Origin of the sequence: Paenibacillus hunanensis, from assembly GCF_014645615.1 — a bacterium.
Lineage (GTDB): Bacteria > Bacillota > Bacilli > Paenibacillales > Paenibacillaceae > Saccharibacillus > Saccharibacillus hunanensis.
The window spans coordinates 603712-618030 of the sequence record NZ_BMMB01000001.1 but is presented as its reverse complement, the minus strand read 5'-3'; the positions used below and the strand labels follow the sequence as shown (position 1 = coordinate 618030).

General features: G+C 47.5%; 10 protein-coding genes and 2 tRNA genes. 1 reads left to right on the top strand and 11 read right to left on the bottom strand.

Translation table 11 applies throughout. The features are described 5' to 3' along the window. Positions 1-481: 481 nt before the first annotated feature. From IEX62_RS02620 to leuB, 9 genes are all read right to left on the bottom strand, one after another. Positions 482-2206: a hybrid sensor histidine kinase/response regulator gene (locus tag IEX62_RS02620; protein WP_188773835.1), complete on the bottom strand. Its 1725-nt coding sequence runs from the start codon at positions 2204-2206 to the stop codon at positions 482-484. A gap of 435 nt (positions 2207-2641) precedes the next feature. Then, positions 2642-2712 (bottom strand) — tRNA-Gly (locus IEX62_RS02615). 10 nt (positions 2713-2722) lie between these two features. After that, positions 2723-2796, bottom strand: a tRNA-Pro gene (locus tag IEX62_RS02610). 189 nt (positions 2797-2985) lie between these two features. Further along, entirely contained in the window at positions 2986-3957 is a 972-nt protein-coding gene (locus IEX62_RS02605) for an aldolase catalytic domain-containing protein (RefSeq protein ID WP_188773834.1), read from the bottom strand. A gap of 170 nt (positions 3958-4127) precedes the next feature. Further along, a complete protein-coding gene (locus IEX62_RS02600; protein ID WP_188773833.1) occupies positions 4128-5495 on the bottom strand; it encodes a DUF4129 domain-containing protein in 1368 nt (455 codons plus the stop codon). A 339-nt stretch (positions 5496-5834) separates the two neighbouring features. Then, entirely contained in the window at positions 5835-7004 is a 1170-nt protein-coding gene (locus IEX62_RS02595; protein WP_188773832.1) for a DUF58 domain-containing protein, read from the bottom strand. A 1-nt stretch (position 7005) separates the two neighbouring features. Then, positions 7006-8151, bottom strand: coding sequence for an AAA family ATPase (locus IEX62_RS02590; protein ID WP_188773831.1), 1146 nt, complete (start codon positions 8149-8151; stop codon positions 7006-7008). 159 nt (positions 8152-8310) lie between these two features. Next, the gene (locus IEX62_RS02585) at positions 8311-8715 is read right to left on the bottom strand and encodes a hypothetical protein (protein WP_188773830.1); all 405 of its coding nucleotides are present in this window, start codon (positions 8713-8715) and stop codon (positions 8311-8313) included. A gap of 173 nt (positions 8716-8888) precedes the next feature. Further along, positions 8889-9971, bottom strand: coding sequence for a 3-isopropylmalate dehydrogenase (gene leuB, locus IEX62_RS02580; RefSeq protein ID WP_188773829.1), 1083 nt, complete (start codon positions 9969-9971; stop codon positions 8889-8891). 674 nt (positions 9972-10645) lie between these two features. On the opposite strand from leuB, the gene IEX62_RS02575 reads away from it, so the two are divergent. Next, the gene (locus tag IEX62_RS02575; protein WP_188773828.1) at positions 10646-11635 is read left to right on the top strand and encodes an aldo/keto reductase; all 990 of its coding nucleotides are present in this window, start codon (positions 10646-10648) and stop codon (positions 11633-11635) included. Positions 11636-12060: 425 nt separating this feature from the next. Here IEX62_RS02575 and IEX62_RS02570 read toward each other — a convergent pair whose 3' ends face one another. Both IEX62_RS02570 and IEX62_RS02565 read right to left on the bottom strand, forming a co-directional pair. Continuing rightward, positions 12061-12417 (bottom strand): Imm51 family immunity protein, encoded by a 357-nt coding sequence (locus IEX62_RS02570; protein ID WP_229685563.1) that lies wholly within the window; start codon positions 12415-12417, stop codon positions 12061-12063. 383 nt (positions 12418-12800) lie between these two features. Beyond that, on the bottom strand, positions 12801-13883 hold the full coding sequence (locus IEX62_RS02565) for a hypothetical protein (protein WP_188773827.1): 1083 nt from the start codon (positions 13881-13883) through the stop codon (positions 12801-12803). Between the last annotated feature and the right edge of the window lie 436 nt (positions 13884-14319).

Sequence of the window (14319 nt, the reverse complement as noted above, 5' to 3'; positions counted from 1 at the left end):
AAAGGGAAAGGGAGATAGGGACGGTAGGTTCTATTCCTAACGGTATCTCTATTGTCAAAGCATCAGGTAAGTCGATGGATATCGCTATTTCCTGCAACAATGCTACCAGCGCATCTATTCCGTATGCGGCGTACACCTTTGTCGCTTTGGAAAAGCTACTCCATTACATGACAAACCTATGCTTGTTCAGAACGTGCCAGCTAATGTCCTCTACGGTAATTAGCATGGAAATTCTGCAAATCATTTAAAAAGCTCCCATTTGTTATATCGATGAAAATGCGCATACGAATCCCGTTGCATCGGCCACGAATGGCTGACTGCCTGTACAACATATTCTGTACATGGGGACGTTCGCATACTTACTTCATCAGACAAATGGTTACCTCTCTTTTCTACAGAATACGTCTATCTTGTCTCCGATAGACACCCTCATTGTAGCAGAAGCTACCATAAATGCCAACTGCAAATTGGCTAATACATACTATACGATCGGGCTCATCGGATCGGCTTGATTGGTCAACGCGAAAATAAGTGAATTGAGTAAATACATCCGGCGCATCGGCTTTACAACGACACCTGTCGACCAGACACGCGCGGAATCGTCGATCATCGTACCAAGCGATGCTAATAAAATAACGGCGATGCCTTTTGTTTCCTGTAGCTCGCGCAGTGCCGCCTGCAACGATTCCGGTTGAAGCTTCATCCACTCATAGTCGACCAGTACCGCATCGAGTGAGTGATACTGCTGAAGCCAGTCCAGTGCTTCCTGCTGATCATTAGTAGCCAGTAATCGCATGCCCCAATCGTCTACTAAACGTCCAATCCAGCCCTGGATTTTCTCATTATCATCGATGAGCAGAATCTGCTTACCATGAAGAAGCGGTTGACGTAGCGATGGTGTGGTCAGTTCATGTCGTAGCACGGGCAATGTGAATGAAAATACGCTACCTTCACCTGGCACACTTTTCACTTCAATCTGCCCTTCCATTAGCTCGATTAATTGCTTACATACAACCAGACCTAATCCGGTTCCATTGTACGAGGATTCACGCAAGCCAGCACGGTAATAGCGTTCAAACAGACGCTCTAGTTGCTTCGGCTCCATTCCAATTCCCGTATCGGTAATACTGATCTGTAACGATACACGAGGCTCGGCTACGATTCCCGGTACTTCCAGTTGCTCGTTGTTTTCCGAAATGATCGTTGCCTGAATCAGAATATCGCCTGCATGGGTGAATTTGACGGCATTACTGATCAAGTTGATCAGGATTTGCCTGATTTTGCGTGTATCACCATATAGTAAAGGTGTCTCTTCCTCAATATCCATAATCAGCTCGATATTGCGCTCCAGCGCCTTCGCGGCAAACACATAGGTCGCTTCCTCCACCAGTGTAGGCAGATCGAATAGCTCGCTCTCCACCGTCATTTTGCCCGATTCCAATCGACTTAGCTCAAGCACATTATTTAGCAAATCCATTAGCGTATGGCTACTTTTTTTGATGATCTGAATGTAGGCGTGCTGCTCCGCTGATAATCCCGTTGTTTCCAGCAATTCAATCACACTGGAAATTCCGTTGAGCGGATTACGAATCTCATGGCTAAGCACAGCGAGCGTATCCGACTTATGCTGAAGCTGCAAGTCCAGCTGCTCCTTCACCTGCTGTAGCACGTCGACCTGCTCCATAACCTGCTGCTTATCGCGATTTAGCTCTTCGTTGCGCTCCTGCTCGTATTCGATAATTTCTGTTTGCTGATCGATCCGCTTTTCCAGCTCGACCACATAGCTCATAAAGATCGCCATCGAATGCAGCGCCTGAATCTCAGACTTGGAAAATACATAGCCAGGTGCATGTAGTGCACATACTGTACCGAATAATTGACCATTTTGCTTCACAATCGGAAATCCGATAAAAGAGTGGTCACCCAACCCTTTCGTTACAGGCAGCTGGCATGTGGATGGATGCTCAATCGTATGCGGAATATAGACAGCTTTACCGGATACGAGACTACAATACGTATCCCGAAGCGGAAGCACTAGATCACTACTAACCAGCATTTCCTCACGATTAAATGCTTTCAAAATCCGGTTATTCGCTCCATCATTGCTAGCGACGAAGATCGTATTCACCTTCAGCAGATTACTGAGCACATCGGTAACATGCCCTGCTGCTTCAACCGCATCATTAAAAAAGGAATATTTACTCATGGCTCACCTTTCCCCAAGCAATCTAAAAATCAAATTCTATGCTACTTATACAGCCAACTATATAATGAACCTATGAAAAGGACTTTTCTCCTAGTTCCAATGGTATTATATATGATTTACCCAGCCATTAACCGTATAAATTATTAAATTTTTAATTATTCATTAATACATATTCATTCGGTCAACAGCCATGCTTTTGAAGCTATGCAAGCTAGCACCGTGATCCATGAAGGCAGTCCCTGCACTTTATACCATTTCAACACGGAATAGCGAGCATCTGCTCTCGCAGCAATAGAGCGAGCAATGATGCAACCGGGCTCCTTTGGCCACAGGTTGCTCTATACACCGTCCGCTAACGAGTCTTTACCCAAAAACAAGAGCGCCGTAAACGTCTCTACGTTTACGGCGCTCTTGTTTTTATTCATTTGTTTGGAAAGCGGGTGATGGGAATCGAACCCACGCTACCAGCTTGGAAGGCTGGAGTTCTACCATTGAACTACACCCGCCTATTAAGTATCGGGATGACACGATTTGAACATGCGACCCCCTGGTCCCAAACCAGGTGCTCTACCAAGCTGAGCTACATCCCGTTAATCAAGTTATCAATCTTAGCGACAAGGATTAATATATCACATCGAAGGGTAGTTTGCAAGCATTTTTTATCCAAACCATTCAGCCCTGAATGATAGGTAATTGTAAAGCTTCCTTCGTGATTGTCTCTTTATGCAACATCGAAAAATAAAAACCGGTGCAACTCACGCGCACCGGTTCTACCTTTATTATGCGTTTTTACCCGATTTGTCAAAGCTCACTTCTGGTGTAGTCAGCTTGTCGTAGAAATCAACCGAGTTATCCTTATCTTCTGTCGCACGCAGTGCCATTGCGGAGCGTGGATGCTCATCCAATGTACCGGTTATCATGTAAGGAATGATGTAGCCCCACTCTTCTTTTTCACGCAGCTTGATCATGTGCTTGTCGATCATTTCCAGTACAGGACGCAGCGTGTATTTGGTATTTTTCAGATGCGTAACGAGCAATTCTGTCGGGCAGTTCCCTGCGGCGCGACCCATGCCGTATACAGAAGCATCGAGCAGCTCTACACCGTTATCAGCTGCAATCAATGTATTCGAGAAAGCAAGCTGCATATTGTTATGGGTATGTACACCCAGACGTTTGTTTGGCAGATGCGTTTTGAACTTCTCTACCAGGTAGATAAAGTCTTTGTAATCGAGACTACCGTAGCTATCTACGATGTACACGACATCAACCTTGCTCTCCTTGATCAGTTCAAACGCTTCGATCAGCTCGTTTTCCATTACGTTGGACAATGCCATAATGTTGATCGTTGTCTCGTAACCACGATCATGGAAAGTTTCAACGAGTTGTAGCGCTTTGTCTACATCCTTGATATAACAAGCAACACGGATCAGATCTAGCATGCTCTCATTACGTGGCAAAATATCATTTTCGTCCACACGTCCGATGTCTACCAGTGCAGACAGCTTCGTATGACCCTTATGCGGGATGACTTCACGCAGGAACTCATCATCAAGGAAACGCCATGGGCCAGCGCTTTCCGCACCCTTGAGCAGCTTTGGAGAGTTTTTGTAACCAATCTCCATATAATCAACGCCCGCTTCGTTCAGTTTATTGTACAAATCCTGTACAAATTCGACGCTGAAATCCCAGTTATTCACGAGACCTCCGTCGCGAATTGTGCAGTCTACAATTTTGCAGTGATTGAGTTTCATTGTTGATCTCCTTTCGGGCTCTTCATTCTCTACATGATACTGTACGCCTAGTTTAATGTAAAGGAAAATCCTCACACGCTTTAACGCATCAATACATTACAGCCATTTACACTCTATGATAGACGTTACGAAGCCCGATGTCCAGCCCTAACACAAGGTTAGAGACAAATTTACCGTTTCCTGCCACTCTCACACTGCTGTTCCCAGCGAGCCAGCTCCTGCTCCTCTACAGGCGCTCCGTCGTAGCGCACCCGATTGTACAGTGCGATCAGCTCTTTGGTGCCTGCTCCGGGTATGGATTCATGCTCTACTATAGCTGAAGCAGCCTTATTTATCGCTATTGTCGCCGCTTGCTCATATTGCTCCGGTGCAAGCTGACGCCCCACATGCTCCGGTGTCGCTGACACTGCAATTGAAATCCCCCGCTTATCCGCACGATTCAGAAGCTGACGATAGTAGTAGCGTACACGTTCATCCGGTTGTACAGGCTTACGATTGCGCTGGAAGAGACGACGCGGTTGATCCGAACGCTCGGCAAGCTTCTGCACTTCATCGGTATACGTATCTACGTGTACGTCTTGCTCTTGTAGCTGCTGTGGCTCCCATAATGACAGTAGCCAGCGATAGAGTTTTGGTGCATAGCGGCGAATCAAACGGATCACGACATAACCGATCCAACCGATAAATGCACATAACGCCAGCAAAACAATAAGCTGGGCAAGCTTTTCCACCCAGAAGGGGTCGCCGCCTGTATTGCTCGTTTCTGGAAGCTGAAGCGGCTCCATCGGTGGTGGTGTATAGGTCTCGGTTGGCATCGACGGAGGTGGCGCTGTCTGATTATTTAACATGGACAGTAGAGCTTGCCACGCCCGTTCCAGCCAGATCGTAAGCTGATCGCTCGCACCTAAAATAGCGATAAGCACGATCGTCAGCCATGTCCAGCGCCGCGTCCGCTGAATGACTGCACGCAGCGATGCAAACGAAAAGCCTTCATCCAGCGATATGTAATCAATCTGCTGCGTCGTAAATCGAAATAGTAGCGTGAACAGTGTGAATGCACCTGCCGCATATAAGCTACCACGCACATCATGAATCGATGAGCTGCTTCCAGCGACAATATAGATGATCCAGGTTAAGCCGAGTGCACTGAGCTGCGCGCGAATCGGAAATAATCGATCACGATCACTGCGTGCAATCATCACGCCACGAAGTAATGCCACTACACCTAATATCACTGCTGCAATCCATGTTATAACCGCTGGCTGCGTAGCCGCTATGCGATAACAGCCTGCAAGGATCAGTACAGCATAGACAAGCAGTAAGATACTATTCGTCCATACAGTCAAACGTACAGCAGGACGCAGCAATGTACCGATCCCAGCGATGCCAAATAGCAGAGGAATCCAATTCCACGGCAGCCCGTTTTGTAGCAAATAGGCATCCAGTAGCACAATCAGTGGATAGATCGCCGCTAGCTCCATTGCAATATGAAGTATTCCAGCTACAACCCGATTACCTATATATCGTTGCTCATTCATGGTGTCACTCTCCTTTCCTGACCGATGCGATACAGTGAGCATCGCAGGCACGGGTTCTATTCTATGCGATACCGAAACACCTATCGTATTAGAGAGGCTACTCGGCTCGCGTATATGGAATACTATGCCCTATTGTTGTTGATAGGCTGATAGATCGTTGTGACTGATTACAATCAGATGCTTTGTCACTCGTTCAGCATGGTGTTGGCATAATGTAGACAGATTAAAGAAGCTTACCGAACCGCTTATTTAGCTTATTTAGCTCATTTGGATCATTTGGATCATTTGGATCATTTAGATCATTCAGCTCATTTAACTTATTCAACTTACTAAACTCAGTCAGCTGCTTTTCCCAATTGATGATGGTCGTGCACCTTTTAACCTGAATTGCTCCATAAGCATGCTGTAGTTCTGCTTCATCTGCTCAACGGATGGCAATAACAGCACCTCCACACGCATCCCTTCATTTCGCAATTCCTCGATGGACGCTTCGATCGCCTCTGATACATACGGCGTCACGAGCAATATATCGGTTGGCATACGTTGTTCATCCTCTGGAATTAGACCTTTAATCAGCTGGGAAAAAGGGCGACGGATTTTCAATTGTAGCTCTGCCATCATTTGCAAAATTAAATATAGCTGCTCGATGCCATATCCAGGCGCAATATAAGCACGCTCCTCATCCTCATAAGGAATAATCGCATTATGGGCAAAGCCTGCCTTCATCCCTCGTCCGAGCAAATCATCAACAATGGTTGCCGTGCAGCTAATCGCATATTCGGCTGCGGCTGGCTCGGTCACCGTGCTCCACATTTGCTCATTAAGCTCAATATTCAATACGACCAGTAGCTCGGGATCAGCGCTGTAGCCATGCTGATACACCTGCAATTCGCCCGTACGGGCGGTTGCTGCCCAGTGTACCTGATTCATCGGGTCGCCCGAACGATATTCACGCACACCTGTGATCAGAAACGGATCCTCGTTAATCCAGCGCCGCATCTCCATTTCCCCCTGCCAGCTGCTATACGCGTCAGGCATATGATGGGAAGGCAAATAAGGAGGATAGATCGTCACATCCAGCTGAAGCGGCATCGGACGATTCACGCGCACCAGTCCGAACAAATCACCCACACCCATCGACACGCTGTCCAATCGATACATGCCTCGCTGACGAGCTAGCAGCGGATGACGTCGTACAATCCGAACCCGACGCCCCAGACTGAATAGACTTTGATGATTCTGATACACGGTGCCTTCACTAATAACCAGATCAGCTGACCCGGCAAACTGAAATGCAACCGGCAGCATCGCTTCCAGACGCAACCACGGTAAGGGTAATGAGCTGCGATTTTCCAGCTCCTCAATCATTTCCAATGGTTCGCCTACATGACACTGACTGGCAGATAAGCGCCGGGTATAAAATAGCTTGCCCAGCGATCGTTTACCAAATAATATAGCCTGTGCTGCAACGACTAGCAGAGCGACCACCATTAACCAGAATAACGCCATCTTAGCGTGCTCCGCTCACAATAGTTTGCTCTGCTGGTACAGGCTCGGCAGCAATGACCGCTTCCAGCAGCTCACGTCCTGCTTCACTACCGCCACGCTGGCGACTGCGGAACACAATTCGGTGGGCGAGCACCGGTACGGCTAGCGCCTGCACATCGTCGGGCAGCACATAATCGCGTCCATGAATCGCTGCATACGCCTGAGCGGCTCGCAGCAGTGCCTGCGTAGCGCGGGGGCTGGCACCAAGTGCGGTATCTGGATGCAGCCGTGTCGCCTCGGCAATACGAACGACATAATCAAGCAAATCATCATGCACTCTTACCTCGCGACATATACGGCGTGCTTCCATAATTTCTTGACGAGTAACAGAAGCGCCGCTGACAGACGTAGAATGAGATGTAGCACGATCAGTATTGGCAAAATGATCTGCCGTCCACTCGCTTGAAGTAACCTTTTCTACCGTATTTGCCTGTACGGTATCATTACGCTGATCCACATCGGCATGGGTGTTTCGTTCAGATGAGTTATTGGTGCTATTAACTAGGCTGTCCGACTCCGAACGCTCCAGCCCTCCACCAAGCGTACGTCGCAGTACTTCCACCCCTTCATCGCGCGTCGGATAGCCCAGTGACAGCTTGAGCATGAATCGATCCATCTGCGCCTCCGGTAACGGGAACGTTCCCTGATTATCGACTGGATTTTGTGTAGCGATAACCATGAATGGGTCCTCTAAGCGATGACTTTCGCCATCAATACTAATTTGCCGTTCCTCCATACATTCCAGCAAACTGGATTGAGTACGCGGCGTTGCCCGGTTGATCTCATCAGCCAATACAATATGGGCAAACAATGGCCCCGGACGGAAAATAAACTCTGATTCCTTTTGATTATAAAAATAGCCACCTGTCAGATCGGATGGCAGCAAATCAGGGGTAAATTGAATACGCTGAAATCGACATTGCACAGACTGCGCCAGTGTACGAGCCAGCAGTGTTTTGCCCGTACCCGGTACATCCTCCATCAGCACATGCCCGGAAGCCAGTAGCGCTGTCAGCAGCATGCGTACCTCTCGCGATTTGCCTACAATGCGTTGTCCAATCTCTTGCTCTAATCGTTCTGCGACTTGCTGAACGTGATTGATATTCATGATGCTGTCATCTCCTTCATCTTATGTATACGCTCTCTTCTATCATACAATGAATACCGGACAAAACAAAAAAGCACCCTTTATATGCAGCAAACGACAGGAGAATATATCTCCTGCCGCTCGGATTATGATCCGTATGGTGATGGATCGGTATTCTAATTATTTGTGCTGAAGACGGGCACGACGCAGACTCATGACAGCAAGACGCTTTTTCAGATCGCGCTCCCATTTCTCGTCACCAATCTCTTTGGCTACTGCGAGCAGATCCAGGCTCATATCGATCTGGCGCTGCACCATATCCATCGGGTCATCCTCTTCAACGTTTACACAGTTCTCAAACATGGTATCCTCGTCTTCCATCACATAATCCTGAAAGTCGATTTCCGGTGTGCCATCATCATGCGCATACTCGGCCAGAATCTCATATTCGTTCTCAACCTTATAGTGCACTTCGATGCGTTCGCATACAGGACACACCAGAAGGGGAACATTGTGAACCTGGGTTCTAAAATGTTTGAGGGTCCCTTTCGTTCCAATCATACTGCCGCCACAGCAAAAGCTCATCGTGTTCTCCCTCCAGACATGATTCTATAATCGTCAAAGTGACTTCGCATCAACATTGTATACATGTTTGTGAAAGATTATTAACCAGCTTGTGTACATTCTACACCTTTTCGTGGCAAGACAAAACCCCTTTTCTTCGCCAATTTGGTAAAGAAAAGGGGTTGGAAATAAAGTTAGGCCTTTTGGATTGCTGCTACGATCAGATCGCCCATTTGCGAAGTGGACAACGCCTTGCTCTTATCGACTGCGATATCCGCTGTACGATGCCCTTCATCCAGTACCTTCGCTACAGCTGCCTCAATCGCATCCGCTGCTTCACCATAGCCAAATGTCGTACGGAACATCAATGCAAGCGACAGAATCGTTGCGATTGGATTCGCCAGTCCCTGTCCAGCAATGTCCGGTGCAGAGCCGTGTACAGGCTCGTACAGACCGAAGCTGCCTTCACCCAGCGAAGCGGAAGCCAGCATTCCGATCGATCCGGTCAGCATCGCTGCTTCATCGCTCAAAATATCGCCGAACATATTCTCTGTCACGATCACATCAAAGCTAGCAGGACGACGCAGCAATTGCATCGCACAGTTATCTACCAGCACATGCTCCAGCTCGACATCTGGATAATCTGGAGCGATGCGGTTTACCGTTTCACGCCACAGACGGGACGTTTCCAGCACGTTCGCTTTATCAACAGAAGCCAGCTTTTTGCGGCGACCTTGAGCGATCTCGAATGCCTGACGCACGATGCGCTCTACTTCTGCTACATTGTAAGCACAGGTATCCACCGCTTCTTCGCCATGCTCAGTTTCACGTCTGAACTTCTCACCGAAATAGATCCCGCCAGTCAGCTCACGCACGACCATCAGGTCTGTGCCTTCCAGCACTTCTGGTTTCAAGGTGGAGGCTTCTTTCAGACAATCGAACACGACAGCGGGACGCAGGTTGGAGAACAAGCCCAGCTCTTTACGAATACCGAGCAATCCTGTTTCTGGACGCAGTTCCTTGGAATTGTTATCCCACTTTGGTCCGCCTACTGCACCGAGCAGTACAGCATCCGCGCTTTTACATACTTTCAGCGTTTCTTCTGGCAACGGAGTCCCTTTTTCGTCGATCGCGATTCCGCCGAACAACGCATGCTCGGTTTCAAAGGAATAACCGTATAGCTCTTCGGCACGACGAAGTACCTTTTCTGCTTCGGCTACAACCTCAGGACCGATTCCATCACCAGAGATTACCGCAATCTTTTTCGTTTCGCTCATATATAGCTCTCCTTTGGGCAGCCTTGCTTTAGGCCAAGGTCTGCATAGTCAGTAGGTTTATGTACATCGCGCTACGTACCTATTCGGATGTGCATTCGCTCATTTACTCTATATTCAGTTTTAACACGTAATCAGATTCTTATCCAAGATATACAAACTATGATAGCTATAGGTAGAACCTATAAAGAGCAAGGAAACGATTCTTTATAGCGTACGGGAATTGAATGACTTGTCCCGGGTGCATATAACTTTAGGTGCTCATATGGCTACTCTTAATTAGAATGAATGTTGGATTTTGTTTTTTATTGTAATAGTTATTTGATGTATGCGCGTAAACCAGTTTGGAAAAGAAGTAAGAAAACAGACTTTATACAGAATCCTCGGAATCGTTGGGATGAGGAGTTCAAGAGTACACATTCACACAGCAATATATGGCAACGGTACTCATTACTGAACGTTTCTTTTCGTTATTGTTATATCTCATATCATCTTAGTTGGGATTACCAGATACTGGGTGGTTGGATTTGAAGTAGGCGATAGCAAGGACTACAATAGTATGCAGGTGTACAATCGTAACTACTCTCTGTGCATCAGCAATGGCTTGGTGCGCCTGTGCGCTCATACATAGGGCTCGTGCAGACGTCTACTTTAACTTCGAAGGAGTGCGATGATGAATGGATTACACTTATTTGGGTAAGTCGGGCTTGAAGGTTAGTCGCATTTGCCTGGGTACGATGAATTTTGGACCCGTGACGGATGAGAAGGAATCGTTCCGCATTATGGATGCTGCACTCGATGCAGGGATTAACTTTTTTGATACTGCCAATGTGTATGGCGGATTTGGCGGCAAGGGTCAATCCGGCTCAACGGAAGAGATCATCGGACGCTGGTTCAAGCAGGGCGGCGGACGACGGGAGAAGACGATTCTTGCAACCAAGGTATATGGCAAAATGAATATCGAACCAGACGGCCCGAACAATGAAGGTGGACTGTCTGCGTATAAAATCCGTCGTCATCTGGAAGGCTCGCTACAGCGTCTTCAGACGGATCATATCGAATTGTATCAGATGCACCACGTTGATCCTGCCATTAGTTGGGATGAGCTGTGGGGTGCATTTGAGGTCGCTGTGAATCAAGGTAAAATCGGCTATGTCGGCTCCAGTAACTTTGCTGGATGGAATATTGCAGTTGCACAGAAGGAAGCAGAGAAGCGTCATTTCCTCGGACTTGTATCCGAGCAGCATAAATATAGCTTGCTCTGCCGTGAGCCTGAGCTGGAAGTGCTACCAGCCTCGAAGGAGCTTGGGCTGGGTGTTATTCCATGGAGTCCGCTCGATGGCGGTCTGCTCGGTCGCAATGCACTCAAACAAATCGAAGGCTCTCGCAGTGGCGGCAATGCTGAGCGTGTGGAGAAGCATCGTACACAGCTGGAACAATTTGACGAGCTATGCAAAGAGCTGGGCGAACCACAGGATGTGGTTGCGCTGGCATGGGTACTGGCGAATCCAGCGGTAACAGCACCGATTATCGGGCCACGTACATCCGAGCAATTTGAAGGTTCGCTGCGCATTCTGGATGTGAAGCTGAATGAAGAGACATTGAAGCGTCTGGATGAGATTTTCCCAGGACCAGGTAAAGCGGCTCCAATGGCGTATGCGTGGTAATCTACTCGTAATTAATATTGCCTAGCTGCACTGTCAGGCTGTTTGGATTATAGATTGTGCTATCGTTCAAGCTGATTGGCTTGGAGTTCGATGTAGCGAGGTAAGCGTGAATCGAACTAGAATAATAATGAAAAGTCGCAGCGGACGTATGGAGCCGCTGCGACTTTTTTGGTTTGGTATAGCGTTCTTATATGCTTGTGATGCTTTAGATGTGTAGGGTAAATGTCGGTAGTGTAACGTGGAGCTTCGAAGCTTTTTCTCGGAGTCGATGATGTAAAACATAAAGAATTAATTAGCATACAACACGACTCATTCGATCAAGGCTCGTCTAGCTTCTCCCTGGCTTCTGTATTTCTACCAGGCAAATTCTCAGCTTATACCGATCCATGCAACGCTAGCTGCATCAAGCACGCGCATGCCGTCAGTTAATCCAGCTCTGCACGGGAGAACAAATCTGCGATCACTTCTGGCTGTTCACACGCCTCATGAAAACCAATAATGAATGTGCGCAGCGCTTCGGCATCATTCGAATACGCGCAGAACATATCCGCTTCGGGATCAAAGCGTACAATCGACTCCAGCTCTGGCATACGCTCAGCCAGATACACCGCTGCCAGCGATGCCCAGTCATATCCGCCACCTTCAAAGCCCTCGTCTGCTCGTTGATCAAATACGTCCTGCTTGTACATGCCAGCGACCAGAATAACAGAGGCACCTGGATTCGATTCCGACGATACCCATTTAAAAGGGGCAATCTGTTCATTGATTTCCTGTTTACTCATCATCATGTCTCCTTTGTGTTATCGGATGTATGGGTGAATCTATAAACAAACATATGTTCGCTTATATTCTACCATACCCCTTTACACGGCTCCATGATCTAATCGAATCAAATGGATATACTATTGCTCTAGTGCTTACTAACTGGAAGCCAGCATATCGATAGGAGCACATTTCATAATTATGAATGTCTTCCTCATCACAATTCCTTATGCTCTGTATCAGCAGCAACAGCTCGCTAGCTGGGATACAGGTGTTACCAGTCCCTGTATGCACGTATGGATATGACCAATAACTCTTTCCATAGAGCAGTTATTTTTTACTGCTTGAGCTATTCGGTGATCTGTACTACATAACGGTTACAGGTTACATAACGGGCAATCGATTACAGCGTCTCCACCAGCAAGCCAAGCGGCGTAGACGAAGCGCCTGCAATCATCAGGCTAAAGCTATAATTGCTCGTACCCGGTGCTACGCTGGCTACATATACGGGTGCCTTTTGCTGATTCGTACGCAGCAGTGGCACACCGTATACATCCTCACCAATTTTGACTGCACCGCCATAGCTACCACCACGCGGATTGAGTGAAATTTGCACGGTACGATGTTGTGGACCCGGGTTGTGTACAGGTACAGTCACATTATAAATCGCACCAAATTGCGCCCGGTTATCCAGCGAGCTTTGCGGCTGTTCGCTGGCAGCAGCGGTAAAAAGCTGATCCGCTGGAATGGAGCCGTCTTTTTTCAGCTTGGCAGCGGTTGGATAGATCACGCGAGCCGTACCTGCGGTATAGACTGGAGTAATCGCATTCGTTTCTGAAAATGTCCAGTTCCCACGCGGATGAGACTGTGCTGCCAGTGGCAATGGCTCCGACTTCATCAATGTCAGATCATACGCAGTATCGCGCGATGCGACTGTACGCACGGTATATAGCATCTCGCCGCTATCTGTACTTTTCACTGTAAAATCATACACAAACCCGAACAGCTTACCCGATGGTACGATAAAAGCTTCGATCTGACCGGATTGCTGCTGCTTGATCAGTGGCTGATCCGCTGTACGCTGATCCATTGTGCCTGCCAGTACCGCACGCGAAATGTTACCACCGATATCTGTGATCCAGTTCACCTCATCGCCGCCGATCCGGTATTCACGCTTCACATCCTCCAGACGCAATGCACCGTGGTTCGCGCGATTTTCCAGCGTAATTCCGATTTTTACCGGATTCGGCAACACATTATAGTGCCAGCCGAAAATGCGATGCTTCACCTGTCCATCGTTACTACGTACAACATCATGCCACAACACACCGTGTGTCACTGGAAAATTCGTTTCGTTCAATGTCTCCGGGTTATCGCTAACCATCAACCGTCGTGTACCACCTCGCGTAGCTGAAGCGATATCGTATTGCACCACACCTGTTGTATTAACGGCTTCAATCGTCAAATCACGTCCACTGCTTGTCATTATGATTGCCTCCCTGATTGTTGGATTGACCTCGCTCTCCAGACTGTATACACTCTGATGCTGTTCATGCTGATTTCGTCTGAAAGTTAAAACTGAGAAGTTGGGACTGAAAAGCGAGGTTCATCTATAAAGTAAAAATAAGACCGCTTTCTACAACCATAATTTTGAAAATAAATAAACTTCTGGTGATTATTATAAGTAGAGTCTCCAACCAAACGGATGTAACAATACTCTATTCGTTGGATACGTCTCTGTAGCCTTTTAGCATGGACAACTTATTTTTGCATGAACGACCATAATCCATATCGTAGCCCCATCATGATATTACACATCAGACAACTGGATACGATCAGATTACCATGCCAAAAAAGCCTCTAGCGTACAGCTTCGTATACACCTGGAAGTAAGTAAGAATGCTCCATGATCGGAACGATTC